Source organism: Kitasatospora sp. NPDC001547, from assembly GCF_042894165.1.
Classification (GTDB): Bacteria; Actinomycetota; Actinomycetes; order Streptomycetales; family Streptomycetaceae; genus Kitasatospora.
Genome location: NZ_JBIAVL010000011.1, coordinates 194,732 through 220,709 on the forward strand (window position 1 = coordinate 194,732; position 25,978 = coordinate 220,709).

The 25,978-nt window shown below is 73.2% G+C and carries 24 protein-coding genes and 1 riboswitch; of the genes, 11 read left to right on the plus strand and 13 right to left on the minus strand.

Going from position 1 to position 25,978, the window contains the following annotated elements; genetic code table 11:
- Window positions 1-118 precede the first annotated feature (118 nt).
- From ACFY0X_RS21515 to ACFY0X_RS21545, 7 genes are all read right to left on the minus strand, one after another.
- Window positions 119-898, minus strand: coding sequence for an IclR family transcriptional regulator (locus tag ACFY0X_RS21515; RefSeq protein ID WP_387756757.1), 780 nt, complete (start codon window positions 896-898; stop codon window positions 119-121).
- A gap of 303 nt (window positions 899-1,201) precedes the next feature.
- Window positions 1,202-2,662 (minus strand): catalase, encoded by a 1,461-nt coding sequence (locus ACFY0X_RS21520; RefSeq protein WP_387756758.1) that lies wholly within the window; start codon window positions 2,660-2,662, stop codon window positions 1,202-1,204.
- Window positions 2,663-2,767: 105 nt separating this feature from the next.
- The gene (alc, locus tag ACFY0X_RS21525; protein WP_387756759.1) at window positions 2,768-3,964 is read right to left on the minus strand and encodes an allantoicase; all 1,197 of its coding nucleotides are present in this window, start codon (window positions 3,962-3,964) and stop codon (window positions 2,768-2,770) included.
- Window positions 3,965-3,974: 10 nt separating this feature from the next.
- Window positions 3,975-5,363, minus strand: a complete 1,389-nt coding sequence (gene allB, locus ACFY0X_RS21530) for an allantoinase AllB (protein WP_387756760.1) — start codon at window positions 5,361-5,363, stop codon at window positions 3,975-3,977.
- 266 nt (window positions 5,364-5,629) lie between these two features.
- Window positions 5,630-6,772 carry a glycerate kinase gene (locus ACFY0X_RS21535; protein WP_387756761.1) on the minus strand — a complete coding sequence of 381 codons (1,143 nt, stop codon included), beginning with the start codon at window positions 6,770-6,772 and terminating at the stop codon, window positions 5,630-5,632.
- Window positions 6,773-7,122: 350 nt separating this feature from the next.
- Window positions 7,123-8,010, minus strand: a complete 888-nt coding sequence (locus ACFY0X_RS21540; protein WP_387756762.1) for a 2-hydroxy-3-oxopropionate reductase — start codon at window positions 8,008-8,010, stop codon at window positions 7,123-7,125.
- A gap of 75 nt (window positions 8,011-8,085) precedes the next feature.
- Entirely contained in the window at window positions 8,086-8,931 is an 846-nt protein-coding gene (locus ACFY0X_RS21545) for a TIM barrel protein (RefSeq protein ID WP_387756763.1), read from the minus strand.
- Window positions 8,932-9,145: 214 nt separating this feature from the next.
- On the opposite strand from ACFY0X_RS21545, the gene ACFY0X_RS21550 reads away from it, so the two are divergent.
- The 7 genes from ACFY0X_RS21550 to ACFY0X_RS21580 all read left to right on the plus strand — a co-directional run bounded on the left by ACFY0X_RS21550 (window position 9,146) and on the right by ACFY0X_RS21580 (window position 15,303).
- Window positions 9,146-9,391 carry a thiamine-binding protein gene (locus ACFY0X_RS21550; protein ID WP_387756827.1) on the plus strand — a complete coding sequence of 82 codons (246 nt, stop codon included), beginning with the start codon at window positions 9,146-9,148 and terminating at the stop codon, window positions 9,389-9,391.
- The gene (locus ACFY0X_RS21555; RefSeq protein WP_387756764.1) at window positions 9,388-9,768 is read left to right on the plus strand and encodes a helix-turn-helix domain-containing protein; all 381 of its coding nucleotides are present in this window, start codon (window positions 9,388-9,390) and stop codon (window positions 9,766-9,768) included. The genes ACFY0X_RS21550 and ACFY0X_RS21555 overlap by 4 nt, the downstream gene beginning before the upstream one ends.
- Window positions 9,769-10,016: 248 nt before the next feature.
- Entirely contained in the window at window positions 10,017-10,529 is a 513-nt protein-coding gene (uraD, locus tag ACFY0X_RS21560; RefSeq protein WP_387756765.1) for a 2-oxo-4-hydroxy-4-carboxy-5-ureidoimidazoline decarboxylase, read from the plus strand.
- Between the two features lie 151 nt (window positions 10,530-10,680).
- Window positions 10,681-11,016 (plus strand): hydroxyisourate hydrolase, encoded by a 336-nt coding sequence (gene uraH / locus ACFY0X_RS21565; RefSeq protein WP_387756766.1) that lies wholly within the window; start codon window positions 10,681-10,683, stop codon window positions 11,014-11,016.
- A gap of 35 nt (window positions 11,017-11,051) precedes the next feature.
- Window positions 11,052-11,972, plus strand: a complete 921-nt coding sequence (pucL, locus tag ACFY0X_RS21570; RefSeq protein WP_387756767.1) for a factor-independent urate hydroxylase — start codon at window positions 11,052-11,054, stop codon at window positions 11,970-11,972.
- Between the two features lie 298 nt (window positions 11,973-12,270).
- Entirely contained in the window at window positions 12,271-13,848 is a 1,578-nt protein-coding gene (locus ACFY0X_RS21575) for a nucleobase:cation symporter-2 family protein (protein WP_387756768.1), read from the plus strand.
- Between the two features lie 69 nt (window positions 13,849-13,917).
- Window positions 13,918-15,303 (plus strand): 8-oxoguanine deaminase, encoded by a 1,386-nt coding sequence (locus ACFY0X_RS21580; protein ID WP_387756769.1) that lies wholly within the window; start codon window positions 13,918-13,920, stop codon window positions 15,301-15,303.
- A gap of 148 nt (window positions 15,304-15,451) precedes the next feature.
- Here ACFY0X_RS21580 and ACFY0X_RS21585 read toward each other — a convergent pair whose 3' ends face one another.
- Both ACFY0X_RS21585 and aceB read right to left on the minus strand, forming a co-directional pair.
- Window positions 15,452-15,853 (minus strand): gamma-glutamylcyclotransferase, encoded by a 402-nt coding sequence (locus tag ACFY0X_RS21585; RefSeq protein ID WP_387756770.1) that lies wholly within the window; start codon window positions 15,851-15,853, stop codon window positions 15,452-15,454.
- A 95-nt stretch (window positions 15,854-15,948) separates the two neighbouring features.
- Window positions 15,949-17,628 carry a malate synthase A gene (gene aceB / locus ACFY0X_RS21590; RefSeq protein WP_387756771.1) on the minus strand — a complete coding sequence of 560 codons (1,680 nt, stop codon included), beginning with the start codon at window positions 17,626-17,628 and terminating at the stop codon, window positions 15,949-15,951.
- 288 nt (window positions 17,629-17,916) lie between these two features.
- On the opposite strand from aceB, the gene ACFY0X_RS21595 reads away from it, so the two are divergent.
- The gene (locus ACFY0X_RS21595) at window positions 17,917-18,714 is read left to right on the plus strand and encodes an IclR family transcriptional regulator (RefSeq protein WP_387756772.1); all 798 of its coding nucleotides are present in this window, start codon (window positions 17,917-17,919) and stop codon (window positions 18,712-18,714) included.
- Between the two features lie 174 nt (window positions 18,715-18,888).
- Window positions 18,889-19,728, plus strand: a complete 840-nt coding sequence (locus tag ACFY0X_RS21600; RefSeq protein WP_387756773.1) for a hypothetical protein — start codon at window positions 18,889-18,891, stop codon at window positions 19,726-19,728.
- Window positions 19,729-19,854: 126 nt separating this feature from the next.
- Here the strand turns inward: ACFY0X_RS21600 and ACFY0X_RS21605 are convergent, their stop codons facing one another.
- Window positions 19,855-21,261, minus strand: coding sequence for a hypothetical protein (locus tag ACFY0X_RS21605; protein WP_387756774.1), 1,407 nt, complete (start codon window positions 21,259-21,261; stop codon window positions 19,855-19,857).
- A gap of 1 nt (window position 21,262) precedes the next feature.
- A riboswitch (cyclic di-AMP (ydaO/yuaA leader) is annotated at window positions 21,263-21,427 on the minus strand.
- Window positions 21,428-21,879: 452 nt separating this feature from the next.
- Between ACFY0X_RS21605 and ACFY0X_RS21610 the strand changes: the two genes are divergently transcribed.
- The gene (locus ACFY0X_RS21610) at window positions 21,880-22,209 is read left to right on the plus strand and encodes a MoaF N-terminal domain-containing protein (RefSeq protein WP_387756775.1); all 330 of its coding nucleotides are present in this window, start codon (window positions 21,880-21,882) and stop codon (window positions 22,207-22,209) included.
- Window positions 22,210-22,383: 174 nt separating this feature from the next.
- Here ACFY0X_RS21610 and ACFY0X_RS21615 read toward each other — a convergent pair whose 3' ends face one another.
- Both ACFY0X_RS21615 and ACFY0X_RS21620 read right to left on the minus strand, forming a co-directional pair.
- Window positions 22,384-23,526 (minus strand): alpha/beta hydrolase, encoded by a 1,143-nt coding sequence (locus ACFY0X_RS21615; RefSeq protein ID WP_387756776.1) that lies wholly within the window; start codon window positions 23,524-23,526, stop codon window positions 22,384-22,386.
- A 267-nt stretch (window positions 23,527-23,793) separates the two neighbouring features.
- Window positions 23,794-24,414: a TetR family transcriptional regulator gene (locus tag ACFY0X_RS21620; RefSeq protein ID WP_387756777.1), complete on the minus strand. Its 621-nt coding sequence runs from the start codon at window positions 24,412-24,414 to the stop codon at window positions 23,794-23,796.
- Between the two features lie 138 nt (window positions 24,415-24,552).
- Here ACFY0X_RS21620 and ACFY0X_RS21625 point away from each other — a divergent pair, with 138 nt between their 5' ends.
- On the plus strand, window positions 24,553-25,317 hold the full coding sequence (locus tag ACFY0X_RS21625) for an SDR family NAD(P)-dependent oxidoreductase (RefSeq protein WP_387756778.1): 765 nt from the start codon (window positions 24,553-24,555) through the stop codon (window positions 25,315-25,317).
- Between the two features lie 134 nt (window positions 25,318-25,451).
- Here the strand turns inward: ACFY0X_RS21625 and ACFY0X_RS21630 are convergent, their stop codons facing one another.
- The gene (locus ACFY0X_RS21630) at window positions 25,452-25,943 is read right to left on the minus strand and encodes a GNAT family N-acetyltransferase (protein ID WP_387756779.1); all 492 of its coding nucleotides are present in this window, start codon (window positions 25,941-25,943) and stop codon (window positions 25,452-25,454) included.
- Between the last annotated feature and the right edge of the window lie 35 nt (window positions 25,944-25,978).

Consider the following 25,978-nt stretch of genomic DNA (forward strand, 5'->3'; position numbering starts at 1 on the left):
CGGACCACCGCCGCGGCCGGGCGGACACCGCCCCTGAACACGCGTTCGGGCCGCGGGGAAAGCCCGAGGGCCCCGGCGGACGGCACGCGTCCGACGGGGCCCTCCGGCCGGGCGGCGCTCAGACCGCCATCGCCAGCATCAGCGGTGCCGCGCGGGCCGCCAGCAGCTCGGCGGCGGCCTTCAGCCTGTGGATGTTGTCCGCCGGCATCGAGGTGGCCAGGCAGCCGACGGTGTTGCCCGCCGTGATCGGCACCGCCGCGCACACCGTCCCCAGCGCGTACTCCTGGATGTCCAGCACCGGCACCGTGGCGGGCTGCCGCTCCAGCCGGTGCATCAGCTGGTCGGCGTCGGTGACGGTGCGGGAGGTGAGCCGGGCGACCGGGTGCCGGGAGAGGTGGTCGCGCCGGGCGTCCGCGTCCAGCTGGCCGAGCAGGCACTTGCCGATCGCGCTGGCGTGCGCGGTGGCCCGGAAGTCGACCCACTCCTGCACGGCCGGCGCGTACTCGGCGGCCGAGACCGCCTCCACCGACAACTCGCCGTCGTGGTACCGGCCGAAGTACACCGCCGCCCCCAACTCGTCGCGGAGTTCCGCGAGTTTGCGGTTGAGCCGGGCCTTCACCAGCTGCTCCCGGTTGTGCTGGCCGAGCAGCGCGAAGGTGCCGCCCAGCAGCCAACCGCCGTCCTGGCACTGGAGATAGCCCTCGACCTCCAGGATCTCGGCGAGCCGGCGCACGGTGGGCAGCCCGAGCGAGGTCTCCCGGGCGAGGGCCACCAGGGTGGTGCCGTCGGGGTGGCGGTCGACCGCCTCCAGCAGTCTGAGGGCGTGTTGGAGGGAGGTGAACGGGCCCGTCGGACCCTGGTCAAGCGCGGCGTGACGACCCGGGGCTGGTGTCGACATGTCGTCCCCTTCCGATGTCCCCCCACGGAGCGACCGCGGGCACGCCACCAGCCTATCCACCCGGCGGCTCCGGCGGCTGCCGTCCGTACATATCCGTGGACAATCCGTGCTGACCCCCCGGCCGACCTGGGCGGACACCCCGGGCCCCGCCCCGCCGCCCGGAGGCGGGAAGAGGCCCGTCCCACGGCCGCCGGGTGCGGCCCGGGCGGCGGTGGGAGTGGTGGTGCGGACGGGGGGCAGGGGCGGAGTGCGGGCGGGGACGGGGACGGGGTGCGGGCGGCGGGTCGGTCGGGGCGGGCCGGGTCAGCCCTCGTCGCCCTCCCGCAGCTTGGTGACGGCGGCGGCCAGCCTGGCGCCGTACTCCTCGTCCGCCGCGTGGAAGTGGGCGAGGTTCCGCTCCACCACGTCGTCGCGCGAGACCTGGGCCAGGGAGCCCGCGATGTTGCCGATCAGCCGGGTCCGCTCGTCGGCCGACATCAGCCGGTACAGCTCGCCGGCCTGGAAGAAGTCGTCGTCCTTGGAGTGCGCCGGGGTGGGGTGGGTGCCGGTGTGGCCCCCCACCCGGACCGGCGCGGCCAGCGCCTCGCCGGTCTGGGCCGGGCCGTCGTACGAGTTGGGCTCGTAGTTCCTGCCGCGACCGGCGCTGTTGACGGCCATCAGGCCGTCCCGGCCGTAGTTGTCGGCCTCGGTGGCGCGCGGGGCGTTCACCGGCAGCCGGGTGTGGTTGACGCCGAGGCGGTAGCGCTGGGCGTCCGCGTAGGCGAACAGCCGGCCCTGGAGCATCCTGTCCGGGGACGGGCCGATGCCCGGCACGAAGTTGTTCGGCGAGAAAGCGGCCTGCTCGACCTCGGCGAAGACGTTCTCCGGGTTCCGGTTGAGCACCAGGCGGCCTACCCTGACCAGCGGGTAGTCGGCGTGCGGCCACACCTTGGTGACGTCGAAGGGGTTGAAGCGGTAGTCCGCGGCCTCGGCGACCGGCATCAGCTGCACGTGGAGGGTCCAGGACGGGAAGACCCCGCGCTCGATGGCCTGGTGGAGGTCCCGCTGGTGCGAGTCGGCGTCGCCGCCGACCACCTCGGCTGCCTGGCCGGCGTCCAGGCAGCGGATGCCCTGGTTGGTCTTGAAGTGGTACTTCACCCAGTAGGCGTCACCGTCGGCGTTGACCCACTGGTAGGTGTGCGAGCCGTAGCCGTTCATGTGGCGGTACGACGCCGGGATGCCGCGGTCGCCGAACAGCCAGGTGATCTGGTGGGTCGACGCCGGCGAGTGGGCCCAGAAGTCCCAGACGTTGTCCGCCTCCTGCACACCGGTGTACGGGTCGCGCTTCTGCGAGTGGATGAAGTCGGGGAACTTGATCGGGTCCTTGATGAAGAACACCGGCGTGTTGTTGCCGACGAGGTCGTAGTTGCCCTCCTCGGTGTAGAACTTCACCGCGAAGCCGCGCGGGTCGCGCACCGCGTCGTTGGCACCGAGGTTGCCGGCCACGGTGGAGAAGCGCAGGAAGACCTCGGTGCGCTTGCCGACCTCGGAGAGGAAGCCCGCCCGGGTGTACCGCGCGACCTCGTCGGTGACCTCGAAGTAGCCGTACGCGCCGGAGCCGCGGGCGTGCACGACGCGCTCCGGGACGCGCTCGCGGTTGAACCGGGCCAGCTTCTCCAGCAGGTGCTGGTCCTGGATCAGCAGCGGGCCGTGCTCACCGGCCGAGGCCGAGTTCTGGTTGTCGGCGACCGGGGCGCCGGACTCCGTGGTCAGGGTCTTGGGCATGGAAGGTCCTTCGGGTGTCGATAAGGGTCATGGCCCGGCTGGGCCAGCTGACGGATCATCAGTTCTCCGGATAGCGCCGCCCGTCGCCATGGAATTGCCGGTCGGTCAGATCCGGAGCAGGCTCCGGACGAGAGCCGCGGCCGCCACCGGATCGGCCACCGGTCGGGCCGCGGTCAGCGCGGCGGCCTCGTCGGCGGTGCGACCGGCTCCGGTGAGGGCCGCGACGGCCTCGGCGGCCGGAAGGGCGTTGAACCAGCGCAGCGCGAGCGCGGTGCGGCCGGCCTCGGTGAGACGGCCGGTGAGCCGGAGCCGGGCCAGCCCGCCGTCCGGGTGGACGTTGATCCGCACGTGGGTCACCGGACGGCCGCCGGCGAGCCGGAAGCGGTGCCGGGTGTCGGGCTGGAGCCGGGTCCGGGGCAGGAGTTCGAACCACTCGCCGTGGGCCGGGTCGGCCCCGGTCGAGGCGTCGAAGCCGGTCAGGTCGGCCCAGCCGGGGGCATTGGCGACGAAGCAGGAGGTGTCCACCTCGACGGCCAGGACCTCACCGCCCCCGGCCAGGGCGATCCGCACCCAGTCGTTGGCCTTGTCGCGCCGACGCCGGGTCTCCCAACCGTCGCCCATGACGGTGGCGCGGCCGGGAGCGTTCAGGTTGTGCGGGGAGGAGAAGTAGCGGTCGGACGCCGCCTCGGCCACGCCGCCGTACTCCTGGGCGGCCAGGTCGAAGGTGAGGCCGTCCAGGTCGCGCGGGTCGGGCAGCACCTCGCCGTGCACCCGCAGCCGGGCGACGCCGCCGTCCGGGAAGATGCTCAGCCGTACGTGGGTGTAGCGGGTGCCGTCCGCGACGGCGAACTCGTGGGCGGTGTCGCCCTTCAGCCCGGTGCGCGGCACGATCGTGGTCCACTCGGCCGCCTGGAGCTCCTCGGGCGACGGGTGGCCGGGGACGGACGCGGCCTCGACCGAGGCGGACTCCGGGTAGTTGCCGGTGAAGTGGGCGGTGTCCACGACCACGCCGCGGACCACCCCGGCGGCGCCGAGCCGGACGATCGCCCAGTCGTGGTCCTCGTCGGTGGGGTGCGGCCGGTCGGCGGAGACGCCGCGGCGGCGCCTGGACTCCCAGCCGTCCATGATCTGGCCCTTGTGGCCGAAGGTGTGCGGACGGAACTCGGCCGGCGCGGCGACCAGCAGGTTCTCGGCGTCCGCGAAGGTGTCCTCGTTGGTGGCTACGACGCCCGCGCCGAGCAGTCGGGAGGCCAGGTCGACCAGCTCGGTGAAGCGGGCACTCGGGGTGTCGGCAGTGGTCACTGACTCTCCTCTAGGCGCGTTCGGACGGGTTGGTGGTGGGGTGGGAGCGGGGCCGGGCGAGCTGCCGGCCGAAGGGCCGGGCCGCCGGATCCACCTCGCGGCCGCGCAGCCAGGTGGCACGCACCGCGCCGGTGAGGGTCCGGCCCGCGTAGGGGGTCACCGGGTTGCGGTGGTGCAGCCCGCTCGTCCGGACGGCGAACTCGCCGTCCGGGTCGAAGGCGACCAGGTCCGCGTCGTGGCCGGCGGCGATGGCGCCCTTGGTGCCGGTGAGGCCGACCAGTTCGGCCGGTCCGGCGGACATCCAGCGCACCACGTCCGCCAGCGTGTGGCCGCGTCGGCGGGCCTCGGTCCAGACGGCCGGCAGGCCCAGCTGGAGCGAGGCGATACCGCCCCAGGCGGCCGCGAAGTCCCCACTGCCGCCGTACTCGGGCAGCAGCTTGAGGTCGGGGGTGGACGGCGAGTGGTCGGAGACGACGGCGACGAACTCGCCGTCCGCCAGGGCCTGCCAGAGCGCGTCCCGGTTGGCCTCGTCGCGGATCGGCGGGCAGCACTTGAAGGCGGTGTCGCCGTCCGGCACCTGCTCGGCCGCCAGGGTCAGGTAGTGCGGACAGGTCTCGGCGGTCACCCGTACGCCGTCCTCGCGGGCCTGTCGCAGCAGCGGCAGCACGGCGGCGGAGGAGACGTGCAGGATGTGCACCCGGGCGCCGGTCGTCCGGGCCGTGTCGAGCAGCCGGGCGACGGCCGCGGTCTCCGCGTCGGCGGGCCGGGAGGCCAGGAAGTCCCGGTAGTGGACGCCGGGTTGCTGCGGGGCGGCGGCGAGCACGGCCGGATCCTCGGCGTGGATGATCGCCAGCGCGCCGATCCGGGCCTGCTCGGCCAGCGCCGCCGCCAGGTCGGCGGCCTCGACGTGCGGGAACTCGTCCACCCCGGAGGGGGCGAGGAAGCTCTTGAAGCCGAACACGCCCTCCCGGTACAGCGGTTCGAGGTCCGCGACGTTGCCGGGGACGGCGCCGCCCCAGAAGCCGAGGTCGACCCAGGCCTGGCCCTCGGCGGCCTTCCGCTTGAGCTTCAGCCCCTCCACGGTGGTGGTGGGCGGGATCGCGTTGAGCGGCATGTCGACGATCGTGGTGACGCCGCCGGCCGCGGCGGCCCGGGTGGCGGTGGCGAAGCCCTCCCACTCGGTGCGGCCGGGCTCGTTGACGTGCACGTGGGTGTCGACCAGGCCGGGCAGCAGGGCGGTGGCGCCGAGGTCGACGAGGCCGCCCTCGTCGGCCGTGAGCGCACCGTGCGGGGCCGTCCTGGCGATCTTCCCGTCCTGGATCAGCACGTCCGCGGGGCGCTCGCCGTCGGGCAGGACAGCCCGCCGGGAGCGGATCACCGTCGGCTGGCTGAAAGGCATGGGAGACCTCCGGAACCTGGGAGTCGGGATGGTTCGAGGGCGCTTCACGGGTGGTGCGGGTGGTGCCCGGGGAGGTGGTGCGGGTGGTGCGGGAGTGCTTCGCGGGTGACGCCGAAGTGCTTCGCGGGTGACCGGGGGCTTCCAGGGCGCTTCGCGGTGCTTCGAGAGCGGGGGGACGCGGGAGGTGGAACCCGGGCGGTGGCGGGGGATTGCCGGGAGCCTAGGCCCGCCTTCAACAAAACGTCAATGGACGGGTGTACGAGGGTTCAGCGCGGCAGCAGCCGGCCGGCCAGCCGCTCCCCGGCGAGTTCGGCCAGCTCGGCGGCCCTCGCCATGCTCTCCCCCGGCCGCTCGGCCAGGTCGGTGAGGGCGATCGCGGCGGTGAAGCCGGCGGCCCGCCACTCGGGCTCGGAGAGCTCCAGCCGGCCCGCAACCGCGGCCACCCGGACCCCCGCCCGGGCGGCCGCCGCGGCGACTCCGGCGGGGGCCTTGCCGTGCAGCGTCTGCGCGTCCAGGCACCCCTCGCCGGTCACGACGAGGCGGGCCCCGCGCACGGCCCCGTCGAAGCCCAGCAGGTCGAGCAGCAGCTCGATGCCGGGCCGCACGGTGGCGCCGAGCAGGGCCAGGGCGGCGAAGCCCACCCCGCCCGCGGCACCGGCGCCGGGCACCTCCCGGACGTCCCGCCCGGTGGCCTCGGCCACCAGGTCGGCGAACCGGGTCAGCCCCTCCTCCAGGACCACCAGGTCCTCGCCGTCGGCCCCCTTCTGCGGGCCGTAGACGGCGGCGGCGCCGCGCGGCCCGAGCAGCGGGTTGTCCACGTCGCAGGCGACCACGAGCCCGACCCCGCGCAGGGCGTCGGCCAGCGGGCCGAGGTCGATCGCCGCGAGCCGGCGCAACGCCGCCCCACCGGGCGGGAGTTCGGCGCCGTCGGCGTCGCGCAGCCGCACCCCGAGCGCCTGCAGCAGGCCCGCCCCGCCGTCCGTACTGGCGCTGCCGCCGAGGCCCAGGACGATCCGCCCGACGCCGAGCGAGACCGCCTTGGCGATCAGCTCGCCGACCCCGTAGGACCCGGCCGCGAGTGGGGCGGTACGGCCGCCGGGCAGCCGGGCGAGGCCGACGGCCTGCGCCAGCTCGACCACGGCGGTGTCGTCACGGACGGCCAGCGCGGCGTCCACCGGCAGCCCGGTCGGGCCGGTCACCTTGGCCGGGACCCTCGCGAACCCGGCCGCGAGCGCGGCGGCCAGGGTGCCCTCGCCGCCGTCGGCGACGGGCAGTTCGCGCACCTCAGTGCCGGGCGCGGCGCGCCGGATGCCGGCGGCGATCCTGGCCGCCGCCTCGGCGCCCTCCAGGCTGCCCTTGAACTTGTCGGGGGCGACGACCACATGGCCCGGGTGGGGGGTGGGGGGCATGACGCGGTCCTCGCTTCCGTACGGGTCCGGCGGATGGCACTACGACGTGCGTCCAGCATGGGCCCGGACGGCCGGTGGCAGCGAACCGCTCGACCGAGGCCGCTGGCGCGGCTGGGGCCCACTGGGGGGAACGGTGGCGGGGAGGGGCCGGGCGGCGGGTACGGGCACGACCGAAGTGCCCCGGGGGAACGTACGCGTCACCGGTCCGGGTCGACCGGCGGGCGGGCGGATGAGCCCCGGCCCGCACGCCGGTCGGGTCCGACCTCCTGGCGGCGCGGGCACGACCGGATGGGTACACGCCGCCAGGAGGAGTCCGGGGCGGGGGCTCCGGACGGGAGCCCCCGGAGGCGTTATCCGGCCTCGCGTCCGGAGAGCCGCTCGACGCCGCGCAGGAGCGCCGAGTGGTCGAGCGAGCCGTCGCCGTTGGCCCGGGCGGAGGCGACCAGTTGGGCCACCACGGCGCCGACCGGCAGCGCGGCGCCCACGGCGCGGGCGGCGTCGGTGACGATGCCCATGTCCTTGTGGTGCAGGTCGATCCGGAAACCGGGGGCGAACTCGCGGTTCAGCATGTTCGCCTTCTTGCGGTTGAGCACGGTGGAGCCGGCCAGGCCACCGCCGAGCACGTCCAGCGCGGCCGCGAGGTCGACGCCGGCGTTCTCCAGGAACACCACGGCCTCGGCGAGCACCTGGATGTTGGCCGCGACGATCAGCTGGTTGGCGGCCTTGACGGTCTGGCCGGCACCGGTCGGGCCGACGTGGACGACCGTGGTGCCCAGCGCGTCGAACAGCGGCCTGGCCTCGGCGAAGTCCTCGGCGGCACCGCCGACCATGATCGACAGTACGGCCTCGACGGCACCCGCCTCACCGCCGGAGACCGGGGCGTCCAGGGTGCGGACGCCCTTCTCCCGGGCGGCGGCCTCGACCTTGACCGAGGTCTGCGGGGTGATCGAGGACATGTCGATCAGCAGGGTGCCGGGCCCGGCGTGCTCCAGCACCCCGCCCTCGCCCAGGACGACCTGCTCGACCTGGGGGTCGGCCGGGACCATGGTGATCACCACCTCGGCGTCCCTCACCGCGTCCGCGATGCTGGTGGCGCCGTGGCCGCCGGCCGCGACCAGGGCGTCGATCGGCGGCCGGGTGAGGTTGAAACCGGTGACGTGGTGGCCGGCCTTGACCAGGTTGGCGGCCATCGGGCTGCCCATGATGCCGAGGCCGATGAAGGCGAGCTTGCGGCTCATCGCGTCGAGTTCCTTACGTGTGCGGGGGGAGGGAGGTCGAACGGGCGGCGGGTCCGCACGGCGCCGGCGGCGCCGCTACCGGGCGGCGCGCAGTTCGCGCGGCAACCACCCGAAGCTGTCCGCGCTGACGCCGGTGGAGGGCCGGTACTCCAGGCCGATCGGGCCGCTGTAGCCCGCGGCCGTGAGCCGGGCGAACAGGTCCTCGAAGTCCAGGTCGCCGGTGCCGGGCTCGTTGCGGCCAGGGGTGTCGGCGATCTGCACGTGGCCGATGCGGTCGGCGTGGGTTCCGATGACCGCCGCCAGGTCCTCGCCGTTCCTGGCCAGGTGGTACAGGTCGCAGAGGAACCTGGCGTTCCCCAGGCCGGTGGCGGCGTTGACCCGGTCGACCACCTCGACCGCGGCGGCGGCCGACACCAGCGGGTAGTCCGGCGACTCGGCCCTGTTCAGGGCCTCGACCAGCAGGACGGCGCCGATCCCGTGCGCGGCCCGCGCGGCGAGCACCAGGTGCTCCAGCGCGAGCGCGTCCTGCTCGGCCGGGTCGACGCCCTCGATCCGGTTGCCGTACAGCGCGTTGAGCGCGGTGGCGCCGAGCGAGGCGGCGAGTTCGGTGGCGACCGGGACGTTGGCGCGGAAGCGGTCCCGCTCGGACGGCACCGAGACGGTGCCGCGGGCGCCCCTGCCGAGGTCGTCCAGGAGGTTGAGGCCGGTGAGCCGCACCCCGGCGTCGGTGAACGCCTTGCGCAGCGCGTCCAGTTCGGCCTGCGACGGGTCGTGCTCCGCGCCGAAGGGCCACCACAGTTCGGCCGCGGTGAAGCCGGCCGCGGCGGCCGCGGCGGGGCGTTCCAGGAGCGGCAGTTCGCCGAACAGGATCGACAGGTTGACCGTGAAGCCGTGCTGGGCGGCCGCCGTCACGTCGCTCACCTCTCATCTCTCTTCCGCCATCCGCTACTTCCACGATCCGGAAGTTGGATTCTGTGTGGTGGAAGCATCCCCGGGCCGCCGAGCGGGTGTCAAGGGAGCCGCAACATTTTGTTGAAGACACCCGGTGGCACGTCCCGCCCGGGCCCGGGCCGCTCGGCCAGCCGCCCCCTGCCCCACCCGCACCCCCGCTCGCTACAGTGACCTCGTGCGATTGATGGTGGAGTTCACGACAGAACCGTTCGAACTGGACACGTTCCCGGAGCACGCCGCGGCGGCCCGCAAGGCCGTCGACGAGGCCGGCCTGGCCGTGTCGGTCGGCCCCTTCGGCACCGGCGCCGAGGGCGAGGCCGAGAAGGTCCTCGCCGCGGTGACCAAGCTGCTCAAGGAGACCCTGGACGCCGGGGCGACCCGGATCTCGGTCCAGGTCAGCGTGCTGGGCGAGGAGGACGGGACGCCGTGACCGGGAACGTGGAACACCCGCTCGCCGCGGCGGTGAAGCCGCTGCTGGCCGCGGTCGGCGCGACGTCCGTCCCGCTGGACGAGGCGAAGCCCGACGACGTGGTCCTGGAGTGGGAGGGCGCCCCCGCCCTGGCCGTCCGGCTGCCGCACCTGAGCAGCGCGCTGGACCGGCTGCTCGCCGAGATGACCCGCCAGTTCGACGGCCGCCCGCTGGCCGAGCTCGACCGGCTGGAGAAGCAGCGGGTCGTCGCCCTGCTGGAGGAACGCGGCGCCTTCACCGTCCGGCACGGCGTGGAGACCGTGGCATCGGCCCTGGGCGTCAGCCGCTTCACGGTGTACAACTACCTGAACCGTCAGGACGGCACGAAGCCGTCCTGACGCCCGGCCCGACGCGCGCCGAGGCGCACGCGGACCCCGCCCAGGGGGTTTCCGAACGGGTGACCCCGCCGGCGCGGCAGATCCCGATCAGCCTGCAGCGGGGCACACTTGGCGGATCGCACACCGAAGGGGGCCCGGCAGCGCGGACCGGTTCGAAACGTAACCACCAACCATTCAACAAAGTGTTGACGGCCGGGTGGGGTCGATCTAGCTTTTCCGGGTGGCACCACTCTTCAGGAGGTCCACTCGTGACCAACCACCCCCACGCCCTTGCCGCCCTTGACGCTCTGGCCGCCGCCGACGCCGCCGAGCTGGAAGGGATCCTGCTGGAGGTCTGCTCCAGCCCCCGCTGGGCCGCCGCCGTCGCGGCGGCGAAGCCCTGGTCCGACCGTGAGGCCCTGCTCGCCGCCAACGCGGCGGCCATGGCGTCACTGACGGCCGAGGACCTGCGCGACGCGATGGCCGGCCACGCCCGGATCGGCAGGCCGATAGCCGGCGACGCCGCCTCCGAGCGCGAACAGGCCGGAATCCGGGGCGTGGACCGGACGGTCCTCGACCAGCTGCACGAGGCCAACGCCGCCTACGAGGCCAAGTTCGGCCATGTGTTCCTGATCTGCGCGACCGGCCGCACCGCCCTCGACATGCTCGCCGCCCTGCGCGAGCGCCACCCCAACGACGCCGCCACCGAGGCGGAGATCGTCCGCGGGGAGCTACGCAAGATCAACGACATTCGGCTCGACCGGCTGCTCGACACCCTCTGACGTCTCGTCACCTCTCGTCACCGCATTGCGTTTCCGCCTCCCAGCCCGCATCGCGTCGCTCCGCCCGCAGTCGACCGCCGCCCCCGGGCGGCCGACGGCGCGCGACGACCGACGTCTCGTCACCTCCGCCATGAGTAAGGCCACTTCACCCATGACTGGCATCTCCACCCATGTGCTCGACACCAGCCTCGGCCACCCGGCCGCGGGCGTCCCGGTCGAGCTCGCACTGCGCACCGAGGGTGGCTGGCAGGTGCTCGGCGCCTCCGCCACGGACTCCGACGGCCGGGTCAGGGACCTGCCGGCCGTGGAGGCGGGCTCGGTCGTCCGGCTGCTCTTCGACACCGGCGCGTACCACGCGCTCCGGTCCGCCGAGCCGCCGTTCTTCCCCGAGGTCTCGATCGTCTTCACGGTCGCGCCCGAACAGCACCACTACCACGTGCCGTTGCTGCTCAACCCGTTCGGATACTCGGTCTACCGCGGAAGCTAGGACCGACCGACCTTGACAAGCTTAGGAGCCACGTCATGGCCCACCTGCTCGGTCAGAACCAGTACGGCAAGGCGGAGAACCGCATAGTCCGGATCCACCGCGACTCCACCCGGCACGAGATCAAGGACCTGAACGTCTCGGTCGCGCTCCGCGGCGAGTTCGAGGACGTCCACCTCACCGGGTCCAACGCCAACTGCCTCCCCACCGACACCACCAAGAACACCGTCTACGCCTTCGCCAAGAAGTACGGCATCGAGTCCGCCGAGGCGTTCGGCATCCTCCTGGCGCGCCACTTCGTCGACGAGACCGAGCGCGGCGTCGTGCACAGCGCCCGGATCCGGATCGAGGAGTACGCCTGGGAACGGATCAGGACGCCGGACAGCTCGGCCCGCTTCATCGGCTCGGAGGAGGTCGGCCACTCCTTCGTCCGCAGCGGCCAGGAGGTCCGCACCAGCGAGATCGTCTACGACGGGGAGTCCGTCCAGGTCGTCTCCGGCCTGAAGGACCTGGTCGTCCTGAACTCCACCAACTCGGAGTTCTGGGGCTACATCAAGGACGACTACACCACCCTCCAGGAGGCGTACGACCGCATCCTCGCCACCCAGGTCACCGCCCGCTGGAAGTTCGGCTACAGCGGCGCGGACGGCGAGGCCCAGCCCCACTGGAACCGCTCCTACACCCAGGTGAGGCGGCACCTGCTGGAGGCGTTCGCCGAGACCTACTCCTACTCGCTGCAGCAGACCCTGCACGCGATGGGCACCCGGGTCCTGAACAACCGGGCCGAGGTGGACGAGGTCCGCCTCGAACTGCCCAACAAGCACCACTTCCTGGTCGATCTGGAGCCGTTCGGCCTGGAGAACGACAACGAGGTCTACTTCGCCGCGGACCGCATGTACGGCCTGATCGAGGGCACCGTGCACCGCGAGGGCGTCGTCCCGGTCATCCCGGTCGCCTGACTCGCCCCGCCAGGTGGACACCGCCCGGAATCGCCGCACCCCCCGGCCCCCACGGGCCGGCCGAGTCCGGGTCGGCCGCGCCACCCGCCCCATCCCACGCGCCACCCGTACCAGCAGTTGCTCCAACCCCACCCCCACCCACCGGAGTTCGTGTCTGCCTCGCGGCGGCCGGCCCGGGGCACCGGAGAGGCCCGCCGAGGGGCCCTTGCACCGCCGTCCCACCCTCGGTCGCACCAGCACCAGCCGCTCTCCAGCGCCACGGGCGCGCCGGGAGCCACGGGCACAAGAGGGGCTCGACATGGCACCCAGCAACACCAGCAGTACAGACGGCGGTTCCACCCCGGCAAGAACGCCCGGCCCGGACGGCGCACCGGCCCAGCACTCCGGCGCACCGGCCCACCTCCCCGGCGATCCGCCCAGGCTCCCCGGGGAGCCGCCCAAGCTCTCCGGCGAGCCGCCCCGGACCGGGCCCCACCCCGTGGACGAGTTGCTGCCGCCGGCGAAGCTGCTCTCCACCGGACTCCAGCACGTCGCCGCGATGTACGCGGGGGTCGTCGCGCCCCCGCTGATCGTCGGCGCCGGCGTCGGGCTCTCCCCCGCCGAACTCGCCCTGCTCATCTCGGCCAGCCTGTTCACCGCCGGACTGGCCACCCTGCTCCAGACCCTCGGCGTCTGGAGGATCGGCGCGCGGCTGCCGTTCGTGAACGGCGTCTCCTTCGCGGGGGTCGCGCCCATGATCGCCATAGCCAAGGGCACCGTCGAGAGGACGGGCGGCCCGAAGGACGCCCTCCCGGTGATCTTCGGAGCGGTGATCGTCGCGGGGCTGCTGTGCTTCCTCGCGGCACCGTACTTCTGCAAGCTCATCCGGTTCTTCCCCCCGGTCGTCCAGGGCACCGTGATCACCCTCATCGGGGTGTCCCTGCTTCCGGTGGCGGTCAACTGGGCGCGCGGCGGCTCGCCGGGCGCCCCCGGGTACGGCTCCATGCGGGCCGTCGGCCTCGCCGCGACCACCCTCGTCGCGGTGGTGCTCTGCAACCGGCTGCTGCGCGGCTTCTGGCAGCAGCTGTCACTACTCGTCGGCCTGGCGCTCGGCACCCTGATCGCCTTCCCGCTGGGGCTCGCCGACTTCGGCGCGGTCAAGGAGGCGAACGTCTTCTCGCTCCCGTCCCCGTTCCACTTCGGCGCGCCGATGTTCGACGCCGCCGCGATCGTCTCGATGTGCATCGTCATGGTCGTCTCGATGACCGAGTCCACCGCCGACATGCTCGCGCTCGGCAGGATCGTCGACCGCGAGGCCGACGAACCCACCCTCGCCGCCGGCCTGCGGGCCGACGGCCTGGCCACCGCGCTCAGCCCCGTCTTCAACGGCTTCGCCGCCAGCGCCTTCGCCCAGAACATCGGGCTGGTGGCGCTGACGAGGATCCGCAGCCGCTTCGTGGTCGCGGCCGGCGGCGGCATCCTGGTCCTGCTGGGGCTGTTCCCCGTGCTGGGCTCGGTCGTCTCCCTGGTGCCGCAGCCCGTCCTCGGCGGCGCCGGGATCGTGCTCTTCGGCACGGTCGCGGCCAGCGGCATCCGCACCCTCGCGGAGGCCGGCCTGGAGTCCGGTTCGAACACCATCCTGGTGTCGGTCTCGCTCGGCGTGGGCATCGTCCCGATCGCCGTGCCGACGTTCTACGACTCCTTCCCGGAGGCCGCCCGGACCCTGCTGCACTCGGGGATCTCGGCCGGCTGCGTGACGGCCGTCCTGCTCAACCTGCTGTTCCACCACGTCGGGGCCGGCCGCAGGTCCCGGGCCGGCTCGGCCTCCGACACGACGGCGCCGACGGTACCGACGATGCCGACAACACCGACGACACCGACGGCGACACCGTCCTGACCGGTCCCGGGAGGAGCGGGTGCTCCCGCGGTGCCCGCCCCTCCCGTCCCTCCCCCTAGGAGTCACACCATGGCAGTCCAGCCCCCGCCCGCCGACCAGCGGATCGTGATCGAGAACGTCGCGATCGCCACCGTGGACGCGAACGACACCGAGTACGCCCGCGGCCACGTCGTCCTCCTCGGCAACACCATCGAGGCGGTGGGCGCCGGGCCCGCCCCCGCGTGGCTGGACAACGTGGTGCGCCGGATCGACGGCCAGGGCCACCTCGCCACCCCCGGACTGGTCAACACCCACCACCACTTCTACCAGTGGATCACCCGCGGCCTGGCCCAGGACGACATCCTGTTCGACTGGCTGGTCGCCCTCTACCCGACCTGGGCGCGGATCGACGAGAAACTCGTCCACGCCGCGAGCCAGGGCTCCGCCGCCGCACTGCTCAAGTCCGGCTGCACCACCGCCTCCGACCACCACTACGTGTTCCCGAAGGACGGCGGCGACGTCCTCGGCGCCTCCGTCGAGGCCGTCCGGGAACTCGGCCTGCGCTTCACCGCGCTGCGCGGCTCGATGGACCGCTCCAAGAAGGACGGCGGGCTGCCGCCGGACCACGCGGTCGAGGAACTGGACGCCATCCTGACCGCCTCCGAGGCCGCCGTGGACCGGTACCACGACTCCTCGTTCGGCTCGATGCTGCACGTCGCGCTCGCACCCTGCTCGCCCTTCTCGGTCTCCACCGAGCTGCTCCGCCGGTCCGCCGAACTCGCCCGCAGCAAGGGCGTCCGGCTGCACACCCACGGCTCGGAGACCGCCGAGGAGGAGCGGTTCTGCAAGGAACTGTTCGGCATGGGGCCGACCGACTACTTCGAGTCGGTGGGCTGGCTCGGCGAGGACGTCTGGATGGCGCACTGCGTGCACATGGACGACTCCGACATCGCCAAGTTCGCCGAGACCGGCACCGGCGTGGCCCACTGCCCGTCCTCCAACGCCCGGTTGGCGGCCGGCATCGCCCGGGTGCCCGACATGATCCGGGCCGGCGTCCCGGTCGGGCTCGGGGTGGACGGCACCGCGTCCAACGAGTCCGGCGAGCTGGGGACGGAGCTGCGCAACGCCCTGCTGATCAACCGGCTGCACGGCTCCCCCACCGCGCTGACCGGGCGGCAGGCGCTGCGCCTGGGCACCATGGGCGGCGCCCGGGTGCTCGGCCGGCAGGACGAGATCGGCTCGATCGAGGTCGGCAAGCTCGCCGACCTGGCGCTGTGGAAGGTCGACGGGATCATGCACTCGTCCATCGCCGACCCGGTCGCCGCGCTCACCTTCGGGGCGCTGCCGCCGCTGTCGGTGCTGTTCGTCAACGGCAACGCGGTGGTCGAGAAGGGGCGGCTGACCACCGTCGACGAGGACCGGATCGCGCTCGACTGCGCCCGGGCCGCCCGCGAGCTGGCGGCCCGTCCGGTCTGACGCCCACCCCGCGCTCCGGGGGCGCCCAGGGACGGTGCGCCCCCGGCGCCGTACACCCGACGGGTGTGCGGACCGCGGCCCCGGACCCACGGCGAGGGTCCGGGGCCGCGGCGTTCGGCGGACAGGGTTGCCCGCCGCCCGCTGCCCGTCAGGCCGTCCGCCCGATCGACGCCAGGTAGGCGCGCCAGCCGCCGTGGTGGGTGATCTCGCGGTGGACGCCGCGCTCCAGCTCGCCCCGGGAGAGCAGCATCGACAGGCACGCGGACCCGTCCTCCAGCTCGATCACCCCCAGCTCCAGCTCCCGCGGTTCGCCCGGCAGGATGACGTCCCGCAGCCGTTCCAGGGGAATGTCGTACAGCTCGCCCTCGATGGCGGCGTCCGCCTCCGGGTCCGCCAGCAGCCCCGGGCAGACGTCCGTACCACCGCTGTGGTCGATGGAGAAGAAGCGGTAGCCGGGGGCGGTCCGGGCCGGCCCGATCAGCGAGTCGGCGACCTTGGCGTGGAAGGGGCCGCCGACCATCGCCTGGCCGTTGAAGAACATGCGCGCCATGGGTGAACTCCTTACGTGGAAAAGACCGTTCCGCACGGCGAGGAGAGGACGGCCGGACTCGTCGCCGTACGGAACGAAGGGGTGGACCGCCGGGCTCAGCCCAGCAGAGGAAGCGCGGGGAGGGTCAGGAATTCCACGAACTCCTCGGCCAGGGCGACCTGTTCGAAGAGCTGGGCGGCCTCGCGCCAGCGGCCCGCACCGTAGGCCTCCTCGCCCAGCTCCGCGAGGAGTTCGGCCAGCTCCGCCGCGACCAGCGCGCGGACCAGCTCCGCGGTGGCCTTCTCACCGGTGTCCGACAGCACGACCCCGTTGTGGATCCACTGCCAGATCTGCGAGCGGGAGATCTCGGCGGTGGCGGCGTCCTCCATCATGTTGAAGATGCCGACCGCACCCACTCCGCGCAGCCAGGCCTCGATGTAGCGGATGCCGACCTGGACGGCGTTGTGCAGCCCCGCGCGGGTGCAGGTGCCACCGGCTCCGGCGACGTCGAGCAGCTGGGCGGCGGTCACCGGCTCCGCCGGGCCGGGGTCGTCCTTCTGGTGGGGGCGCTCGCCGAGCACCGCGTCGAAGCAGGCCCGGGCGACCGGCACCAGGTCGGGGTGGGCGACCCAGGAGCCGTCGAAGCCGTTGCCGGCCTCGCGGTCCTTGTCCGCCTTTACCTTCTCCAGCGCGGCCGCGTTGACCTCGGGGTCGCGGCGGCTCGGGATGAACGCGGCCATGCCGCCGATCGCGTGGGCACCGCGCCGGTGGCAGGTCCGCACCAGCAGCCGGGTGTAGGCGGCCATGAACGGCGAGGCCATGGTGACGCTGTTGCGGTCCGGCAGGATGTAGTGCCCGCCCGCGTCGCGGAAGTTCTTGACGATCGAGAACAGGTAGTCCCAGCGCCCGGCGTTGAGCCCGGCCGCGTGGTCGCGCAGCTCGTGGAGGATCTCGTCCATCTCGAACGCGGCGGTGATGGTCTCGATCAGCACCGTCGCCCGGATCGTGCCGTACGGGATGCCGAGTTCGGCCTGGGCATGGGTGAACACGTCGTTCCACAGCCGGGCCTCGAGGTGGCTCTCGGTCTTCGGCAGGTAGAAGTACGGACCGGAGTTGGGGTCGTCGGCGCCCCTGGCCAGCAGCCGGGCCACGTTGTGGAAGAAGTAGAGGCCGAAGTCGACGAACGCGCCGGCCACCGGGGTGCCGTCGACCAGCAGGTGGTTCTCGTCCAGGTGCCAGCCGCGCGGGCGGACCACGACGGTGGCGAGTTCGGCGGCGGGCTTGAGGGTGTACGCCTTGCCGGTCTCACTGGTGAAGTCGATCCGGCCTTCGAAGGCGTCGATCAGGTTGACCTGGCCGCCGACCACGTTCTCCCAGGTCGGGGAGGTGGCGTCCTCGAAGTCGGCGAGCCACACCTTCGCCCCGGAGTTGAGCGCGTTGACGACCATCTTGCGGTCGGTCGGGCCGGTGATCTCGACCCGGCGGTCCTGGAGTGCGCGGGGCGCCCCGGCGACCTTCCAGTCCCCGGCCCGGATCGCGGCGGTCTCGGGGAGGAAGTCGAGCGTGCCGGTGGCGGCGATCTCGGCGCGACGGGTCCTGCGCCGGGCCAGCAGTTCCTGCCGCCGCCCCTCGAAGGCGCGGTGGAGCCCGGCGACGAAGGCGACCGCCTCGGGCGTGAGCACCTCCTCCGCCCGGTGGACGCGGGGGCCGTCGACGGTGACGACCGGAGCGGCGGTGGAAGCGGTTGGGGGTACCCCCGGCCGGAGGCTGGGCGAGGGCCCCTGATCTGCAGCCATGAGCAGGACACTCCTAAGACGGTTGGGCCTGGCGAAGGAAGCTCCGGCGGGAACTCCTTCCGGGAACTTCTCAGGGAACTCGCTCGGCGAAGTCGATCGGCGACGCTCGGCGAACTCACTCGGGGACTCGCTGGGGACTTCCTCGCTGGGGACTTCCTCGATCGGGACCGCCGAGTCGGCGAGCTCGATTCTGTAAGGTGGAGACTAGTTTCCGCGATACAGAATTTCAACGATTTGTTGAAGAGATCGCCGGGACTCCACTCCTCCCCGACAGCGAAGGGAACGCCGGTGGTTGCGACCCCCGACCCAGCATCGACGACAGGCGCCGACCGCACCGGCGGCGGCGTGCAGTCCGTCGAGCGCGCCTTCCAACTCCTGGAGGCGCTGGCCGACTCCGGCGGCGTGGCCACGCTCAGCGAGCTCTCCACCACCTCCGGCCTCCCGATGCCGACCATCCACCGACTGGTTCGTACCCTCGTCCAGCAGGGCTATGTCCGCCAGGACACCGCGCGCCGCTACACCCTCGGCCCCCGGCTGATCCGCCTCGGCGAGACGGCCGGCCGACTGCTCGGCAGCTGGGCCCGCCCGTACCTGGCCGAGCTCATGGAAGCCACCGGCGAGACCGCCAACCTGGCGGTGCTGGAGGGCGGCGAGGTGGTGTACGTCGGCCAGGTGCAGTCGCGCCGCTCGATGCGGATGTTCACCGAGGTCGGCCGACGGGTGCAGCCGCACTGCACCGGCGTCGGCAAGGCGCTGCTCGCCCAGTTGCCCGAGGACGAGGCACGCGCCGTCCTCGGCCCCAATCCGCTGCCCGCGCACACCGAGTACACGGTCACCGATCCGCAGGAGCTGATGCGCCAGCTCGCCGAGGCGCGCGAGCGCGGCTACGTGGTCGACGACCAGGAGCAGGAGATCGGCGTCCGCTGCATCGCGCTCGCCGTCCCGGGCGCGCCGACGCCCACCGCCCTCTCGGTCTCCGGACCGGAGGCCCGCATCCGGGCCCTGGAGGAACCGGCCGGGGCCGCCTCGCTGGTACCGGTGATGCAGCAGATCGCGACCCGGCTGGGGCAGGTCCTCGCCCCCTGACCGCTCGTCAGCCCCCGCTGTCGGCCGGCCCGGTCGGGACGGCCCGTCGCGTCATCCGTTCGGGCGGACGACGGGCGGGTTGCCACCGGGCTCGGGCGGCGGCTCCGCCACCCTGGTGCCGACGCGGCCCGCAACGGCGCGGGCGGCCGGGATGCGAGGGCAGGGTGAGCGGGGATGGAGCAGCAGCACCGGGGCGTGCGGGTCGACGCAAGGGACGGCGACGCACCGGGTGACGAGGGGCCGCACCGCGGCGGGCGGCGTACCGCGAGAGGGCGGAGGTCCGGCGGGACCGGGCTGGTCGCGGCCGTGGCGGCGGGGTGCGCGGTGATGGTGCTGGCCGGCGACCCGTCCTGGGCGCTGCGGCGGCCCGAGCCCCGGCCCGCGCTGGAGGTCACGGCGGGCGCACCCCCGGCGACCACCCTGCCCGCACCGTCGACACCCGAGGCCTCCACCCTGCCCGCACCGTCGACACCCGAGGCCTCCACCCTGCCCGCACCGTCGACGCCCCAGGCGTCCACCCTGCCCGCGCCGGTGGAGCCCGGGGCAGGCGCCGGGTCCGGATCCGGGACGTCCGGGGCCTCCACGCTGCCCGCGCCGGCCGCCGCCCGGACCTCCGACTCCGACCTGGAGGTGGTCAGGCTCGACCCGGACCCGGCCACCCCCGGCGGCACCACCACCATCCACGCCTTCGTCGGCAACGGGGGCCCGGACACCACCGCGTCCCCGTTCACGGTCGTGGTCGCCCTGCCGGAGGGCGTCACCACGGAGGGCCCGTACTTCCCGTCCGACTGCCAGGTGACGGCCCACGGCCGCATCGTGCGGTGCGTGTTCGGCCCGGGTCTGCGAGAGGCGCGCAGCGCGACCGCCCTCATCCCGGTCCGGCTCGACCCGCGGCTGCCGGCGGGCAGGTTGGGCGGCGGAGCGGTCACGGTGCGCAGTGCGGACGACCGGAACGAGTCCAACAACCGGCAGCCGTTCGACATCACGGTGGTCGAGAGGATCGCCCGTTCCTGAGCCACTTGGTCCCGCCGGTAGGAGCGGTCCTACCGGCGGGATCCTCCTGTCTGCGGGATCCTCCGGCCGGCGGGGCGGTCCGCCGGGCCCGGACGCCGCGCGGCGCCCGCCCGTGCCGCGCCCGTCCTACCGGTAGACGCGGACGTAGTCGGCGGCGAAGGTGATCGGGGCGGTCCCCTGCGGCGCGGGGTGGTACTGCCCCGCGCACACCGAGAGGTTGAGGATCAGGTACGCCGACCAGCCGGCGCCGACGCCCTTGCCGTCCGAGAAGACCTTGACGCCGTTGACGTACCAGTCCACCGAGTCGGCGCCGTAGTAGGTGCCGATGGTCACCCACTGGTCCTTCGCGATCGCGCTCGCGTCGGTGTAGTACTTCCCGTGGCCCGGGTTGACGTGGTTGGTCAGCTCCAGCAGGTTCGGGTTGTCGGGGTGGTACTCGAAGGAGTCGATCTCCCCGTTGCCGTTCTTCCACGTCCACAGGGCCGGCCAGGCGCCGCTGCCGGCGGGCAGCTTGACCCGGGTCTCGGCGTAGTCGCCGGTCTTGACCTGGAAGCCCTCACTGGAGCCCTCGGTGGTCAGGAAGCCGGTGTTCCAGGACTGCTTGCCGTTCTCCAGCACCGGACCGCCGGACGTGGCGGTGAAGGTGGCGACCCCGTTGGCGACGCCGACGTTGTTCCTGTTCAGCCAGTCGAGCTTGTTGTCGCCCGGGTTGTGGTTGCCGTAGCGGTACGCGGTGCTCTTGTCACCGACCCAGCGCTGGCCCCAGCTGATCGCGCCGTTGAACTCGTCCGACCAGGTCAGCGACTTGCCGACGACCGGGGAGGACGGTGCCGGGGTACTCGGGCTCGGGGTGGTGCTGGGGGTGGTGCTCGGCGTCGGGGTCGGCGTGGCCGTGGGAGTCGTCGAGGCCGTGGGGGTGGCGGTCGGCGTGGCCGTCCGGGTCGGGGTCGGCGTGGCCGTGGGGGTCGTCGAGGCCGTCGGGGTCGGCGTGGCCGTCGGGGTCGGGGTCGGGGTCGGGGTGGACGTCCCGGTGGCGGAGACCACCAGCTGCTGCGAGGGCAGGTTGTGCCAGCCGCCGCCGAGGTCCTGCCAGAAGCCGAACTGGGTGTACGTCCCGGCGGGCAGGGTGCGCGCACCGCTGGTGAAGCCGACCCCGCTCGGGCAGATCTGCACGTTGGAGGCGTTGCCGGGGAAGTCGAGGTTGGTGCCGCGCGCGTCGCGCACACCCACGCCGACGGTCTTCGCGGTGAAGCAGGCCGAGGAGTGCAGGCCCAGCGAGGCGGTGGTGGCCTTGCCCGCGACCATGGTGGCGGGGGCGAGCCGGTCCTGGGTGACGGTCGGCGCGGTGGCGGCCTGGGCACCGTTGACGGACGGCAGGCCGAGCAGGCCGGCGCCGCTGATGGCGAACGCCCCGGTGGCGGCGAGCGCGGCGTTGCGGCCGCGGTGGGACGGACGGGCGTGGCGCGGGCCGCGGCGGCGGGCGGGCGCGAGAGCGAGCGCGGGCCGGTGCGTGGAGCTGGCAGGCTGGGGCATGGGGTGACCTCTGCGACGCCTGCGAGGTGAGCTGTCGGATTCGGGCTGAGGTTGCCCGGCCGCCGGTGGGACGGCTTCACCCCTAGCCGCGGCCGCACGCGGGGGCGTACGGGCCGGGCGCTGACCTTGGTTCCCCCGCTCCCGTCCGCTGTGGTGCTCGGTGACCCGCCGACGGGTGGACGGGACTCGGCGTCCCGGCGGCGGGGTCCGCGAGGGCGGACGACCGTTGCAGGCTAGGCGGGTCGTCCGTGAACGGACAACCCGGCCCGCCCCGTTGTCGCGCAGCTCACAGTGGTGTCGATCAACGACGCCGGTTGGCAGTCCAGTTGATCGTTCTCCGGGAGCAGTGGGCTGCGGCTGGGCCGGGCGGAGGTTCCGGCCGGCGGGGACAGGGCACGATCCAGGCGGTTCAGGCCGGTGAGCGGCCTGCCGGCAGCGCTGGTGGCCTGCCGGCGACCTGGCGGCGGACCGTACCGTGGCGAGTACCTGACCGACTGGGCCCGGTCGGATAAATTGGGAGTCGGACATCATCCGCCGTGCACAAGAGCGGCGAGCCCGACCGGGTGCTCGCCACGACCCGACAGCCACGACCTGACCGAGACGAGGACCCGCCCCACCATGACCGCGCCCCTGCCCGCCTTCGCCGGCCGCACCTACCTCTTCCAGGCCGACAACGGCGCGGCCTTCCGCAACACCTACTCGGCCGACGGCACTCGGCTGCGCTGGGAGGGCCTCGGCGAGTCCGCGGGCCAGTGGGAGGACGTGCGGCTGCACGTCGCCGAGGTCGCGCCGGAGATCTACTTCGTCAGCTGGACCGAGCAGAGCGGGATCACCGTCAGCCATGTGATGGACCTCGGCAAGCTGACGGTGCGGGCCTTCTGGACCTTCGAGGGCGAGGGCGGCCGGGTCGGCGAGCTGCACACCGGGACGCTGGAGCGGCTGGCCTGAGCGGCGGGACCGCCGGGCGGGGGCCATAAGGCTCCTGAACGACCCGACCGGCCCAGAAGCGGACCGCAACGACCGAACCCCCGGGCCGTGGCTCCGGGGGTTCGGTCGTTGCGGTCCGGTCGTCGAGGGTCTGGTCCTTCGGGGCCGCTCGTTCGGGCTCGCGGTCGGTCAGGTTCAGACGGTCTGGTTCGGCACCTTGAGGTGCTGGGACAGCCACTCCAGCGAGGACGGCAGCAGGGCGCTCCAGGTCTCGAAGTTGTGGCCGCCGTTCTCCAGCATGCTGTACGAGACCTTCATCGGGCTCCGCACCGCGTCGACGAAGGCCTCGGTCTCCTGCCGGTAGCCGCCGTCGCCCTTCTTGGTTCCGGCCAGCAGCACGGACACCTTCGGCTGCGGCAGGTTCTTCAGCCGCCACATCAGGTTGGCCTCGTCGCGGCGCTGCTTGCTGCCGCCGAAGAGGTCGCCCGTGGTCGGGTCGTCGGCGGCGTCGTAGTAGGCGGAGAGCGCGACGGCGGTCGGGAAGACGTCCGGGTGGCGCATGGCGAGCTTGAGCGCGCAGTAGCCGCCGGTCGAGTTGCCCATGAAGGCCCAGGCCTGCGGGTCGGTGGAGACCCGGTAGCTGGCCTGGATCGCCGAGGGCACGTCCTTGGTGAAGTAGGTGTCGGACTGCGGGCCGTTCGGGACGTCCTCGCACTCGGTGTCCTGCGGCAGCGCGGGCGAGGGACGCACCAGGACCATGACGGTCGGCTGCATCCGGCCTTCCTGCAGCAGCTTGAGCGCGGCGCCCGGGTAGTTGAAGCGGGTGATCAGGTTCTCCGCGATTCCTGGGAATCCGGTGCTGACGATCACGGCCGGGAACTGCTTCTGGGCGTACTCCGGCTGGAAGTACTGCGGGGGCAGGTAGACGTAGCCCTCGGTGGACAGCCGGCTGGACGCGCCGTCGATCCGGACCTTGCGGATCTCGCCGGACTGGCTCGGCTCGCGGCCCATCGCGCCGCCGCCCTTGACCGAGGCCTGGCCCATCGTCTCCACCATGAGCCGGCCGGAGGCGTCCGCCTTGTTGTGTATGACCACCGGGCCGGTGTCGCCGGTGCCCAGCAGGTCGTCCCAACTGCTGTAGAAGGCGAAGTAGTTGTTCGCGACCAGGCCGAGCGCGGCGAGCACCGCGAGCTGGGTGGCGAGCAGGGCACCGATCCGGCCGAGCACCGCCTGCCAGGTCTTCTTCGCGAGTCTGGGCCACAACCAGACCGTGCCGACCATCATCACGACCGCGACCAGTGCGGTCAGCGCCAGCACCTTGTGGCTCGTCAGACCCATGTCCTACTTGCTCCCACGCCTCGAACTCCAGTCCCCTCCGCTGGGGACATCCGAGGAGGTCACCCCGGTTCCCCCCGCCGGGGCGCGAGGAACAACCCTAACGCCAGCTGGGAGAAAGCTGATCGCGGCTGGGAGGCTACGGGGAGCGGGGCGGACGGATGACAACGTTCAGATAACAGATTTCGAAAGTTGTCATCTGAATTCTGTTATCTGTCAGCTGTCAGCCGTCGGATGCCGGCCGAAGACGGAGCATGAGCCCCCACGGGCTCAGCCCGTCCGCTCCCACAGCCGAAGCCCCGCCGTGAGCTCGCGCATGCAGCGCGCGCCGAGGTCCTGCGGGGAGCCCGGGCCGTCGAGGGGCGCCTCGGAGGACGCCCACTGCTCCAGCGCCACCCGGATCGCCGCGGTCGCGGCGGCGGAGGCCAGCCGGATCTCCAGCGGGTCGGTGCCGTCCGGGCAGCGCTCGGCGAGGGCCGTCCGCAGCCGCTCCTCCGAGTCGGCGTGGACGCGCTGCCAGGTGGCGTTCAGCTTCGGATCGCGCAGCAGTCCACGGGCCCACCGCATCATCTCGGCCCGCGTCTCGTCCACAGGGGTCAGCGACGCGACCGCCGCGCGTTCCAGCGCCTCGCGCATCGGCAGCTCGGCGGGGCTCGCCGCGAACAGCTCCACCCACTCCTGCCCGCCCGCCGCGAGCAGCGGGGCGACGGCGTCCTCCTTGACGGAGAAGTACCGGTAGAAGGTGCGCAGCGAGATGCCCGCCACACGGGCGATCTCCTCGGCGGTGACCGCCTCCGCCCCCCGCTCGGCGAAGAGTGCGGCGGCGGTACGGGCGATCTCCAGGCGGGTGGCCTCACGGCGGCGCTGGGTCAGGGTCGGGCGTCCGGTCACGGAGCCCAGCCTACGCGGGTGATTGCCAGGGTGGCATGTCACGACGGAATGACACGAAGAGACTTTTTGGCACGACATGCCAGTTCGACGTACCGTGTCTCCCGAGGTCGAGAGACCACGAACGAACGGAGTACCACCATGGAGCGCTTCAGCGGACGGAACGTCCTGATCACCGGCGGCGGCTCGGGCATCGGCCAGGCCACCGTGCACCGGATCCTCGCCGAGGGCGGGAAGGTCGTCGCCGTCGACGTCGACGAGGACGGTCTGAAGAAGACCCTGGACCGCGCCACCGCCGAGGGCACCGCGGACCGCCTGACCATCCAGGTGCTGGACATCTCGGACGAGGCGGCCGTCGTCGCGGGCGTCGCCGAGGCGATCGCCGGCCTGGGCGGCCTGGACGTGCTGGTCAACGCGGCCGGCATCCTCCGCTCCTCGCACACCCACGAGACCAGCCTGGAGTTCTGGAACAAGCTCCTCGCGGTGAACCTGACCGGCACCTTCCTGATGACCCGCGAGGCGCTCCCCGCGCTCCTCGCCGGCGGTAGGGGCGTGGTGGTCAACTTCAGCTCCACCTCCGCGAGCTTCGCCCACCCCTACATGGCCGCGTACGCCGCGACCAAGGGCGGCATCCAGTCCTTCACCCACGCCATCGCCTCGGAGTACTCGAAGCAGGGCCTGCGCGCGGTCTGCGTCGCGCCGGGCAGCATCGACAGCGGCATGACCCACAACCCGGGCCTGCCCGCCGACGCCGACTTCAGCCTGCTGGCCAAGCTCTCCCCCGCCCTCGGCCAGGGCTTCGCCGGCCCGGAGACGGTGGCCGGCGTGATCGCCATGCTCGCCTCCGACGACGGTGCCTTCGTCACCGGCACCGAGCTGCGCATCGACGGCGGCACCCACATGTGACCCGCCGGTCGCCCCGCCGGCCCGGTGGAGGCGGGGCCTGTGCCGCCCCCCGTACGGCACAGGCCCCGCCTCCGCGTCCCCCGGATCTCCCCGACGCCGCCCCGGTTCCTTTCGTTCCGGTGCGTCGGCAGCGGTCAGCCCAGGGACTTCTCCAGGAGGAGTTCCCGGGTGACCCCGTCGGCGAGCAGGTCGCCGGGCTGCGCGAGCGGGGTGAAACCGTGGCGGCGGTAGAGGGCGAGCGCCGCCACGTTGCCGGGGAGCACCGCGAGGCGCAGCGCGCTGCCGCCGGTGCCCCGGGCCCAGCGCTCGACCTCTGCGATGAGCCGGTCCGCGACGCCCCGGCCCCGTGCCCGCCGGGCGACCCAGAGCGAGCGCAACTCCGGTACGCCATCCGGCGATCCGGGCATGCCGCCGACCAGGCCGACCGGGTCGTCGCCGAGGAGGGCCGCGACGTGGTGGGCGTCCGCGCGGCGGAGCCGGTCGTGCCAGCGGTCCTCGCCGCCCTGGTGCCAGTCGGCGAGGCCGGCCTTGAAGGCCTCCGGCGCATCGGTCAGGGCGGCGAGGCGGAGGTCCCGCCAGAGCGGCCAGTCGGCGGTCGTGAGGGTTCGGAGCGTCGGCGCCGTCATGGCCGGCACCGTGGACGGCGGGCCGGAGGGCCCTC

Excerpts from the sequence above, each read along its gene's own strand:
- ACFY0X_RS21515 (WP_387756757.1), bottom strand. The coding sequence starts at position 898 with ATGTCGACACCAGCCCCGGGTCGTCACGCCGCGCTTGACCAGGGTCCG.
- ACFY0X_RS21520 (WP_387756758.1), bottom strand. The coding sequence starts at position 2,662 with ATGCCCAAGACCCTGACCACGGAGTCCGGCGCCCCGGTCGCCGACAAC.
- allB (WP_387756760.1), bottom strand. The coding sequence starts at position 5,363 with ATGCCTTTCAGCCAGCCGACGGTGATCCGCTCCCGGCGGGCTGTCCTG.
- ACFY0X_RS21535 (WP_387756761.1), bottom strand. The coding sequence starts at position 6,772 with ATGCCCCCCACCCCCCACCCGGGCCATGTGGTCGTCGCCCCCGACAAG.
- ACFY0X_RS21540 (WP_387756762.1), bottom strand. The coding sequence starts at position 8,010 with ATGAGCCGCAAGCTCGCCTTCATCGGCCTCGGCATCATGGGCAGCCCG.
- ACFY0X_RS21550 (WP_387756827.1), top strand. The coding sequence starts at position 9,146 with ATGGTGGAGTTCACGACAGAACCGTTCGAACTGGACACGTTCCCGGAG.
- uraH (WP_387756766.1), top strand. The coding sequence starts at position 10,681 with ATGACTGGCATCTCCACCCATGTGCTCGACACCAGCCTCGGCCACCCG.
- pucL (WP_387756767.1), top strand. The coding sequence starts at position 11,052 with ATGGCCCACCTGCTCGGTCAGAACCAGTACGGCAAGGCGGAGAACCGC.
- ACFY0X_RS21575 (WP_387756768.1), top strand. The coding sequence starts at position 12,271 with ATGGCACCCAGCAACACCAGCAGTACAGACGGCGGTTCCACCCCGGCA.
- ACFY0X_RS21580 (WP_387756769.1), top strand. The coding sequence starts at position 13,918 with ATGGCAGTCCAGCCCCCGCCCGCCGACCAGCGGATCGTGATCGAGAAC.
- ACFY0X_RS21585 (WP_387756770.1), bottom strand. The coding sequence starts at position 15,853 with ATGGCGCGCATGTTCTTCAACGGCCAGGCGATGGTCGGCGGCCCCTTC.
- aceB (WP_387756771.1), bottom strand. The coding sequence starts at position 17,628 with ATGGCTGCAGATCAGGGGCCCTCGCCCAGCCTCCGGCCGGGGGTACCC.
- ACFY0X_RS21600 (WP_387756773.1), top strand. The coding sequence starts at position 18,889 with ATGGAGCAGCAGCACCGGGGCGTGCGGGTCGACGCAAGGGACGGCGAC.
- ACFY0X_RS21605 (WP_387756774.1), bottom strand. The coding sequence starts at position 21,261 with ATGCCCCAGCCTGCCAGCTCCACGCACCGGCCCGCGCTCGCTCTCGCG.
- ACFY0X_RS21610 (WP_387756775.1), top strand. The coding sequence starts at position 21,880 with ATGACCGCGCCCCTGCCCGCCTTCGCCGGCCGCACCTACCTCTTCCAG.
- ACFY0X_RS21615 (WP_387756776.1), bottom strand. The coding sequence starts at position 23,526 with ATGGGTCTGACGAGCCACAAGGTGCTGGCGCTGACCGCACTGGTCGCG.
- ACFY0X_RS21625 (WP_387756778.1), top strand. The coding sequence starts at position 24,553 with ATGGAGCGCTTCAGCGGACGGAACGTCCTGATCACCGGCGGCGGCTCG.
- ACFY0X_RS21630 (WP_387756779.1), bottom strand. The coding sequence starts at position 25,943 with ATGACGGCGCCGACGCTCCGAACCCTCACGACCGCCGACTGGCCGCTC.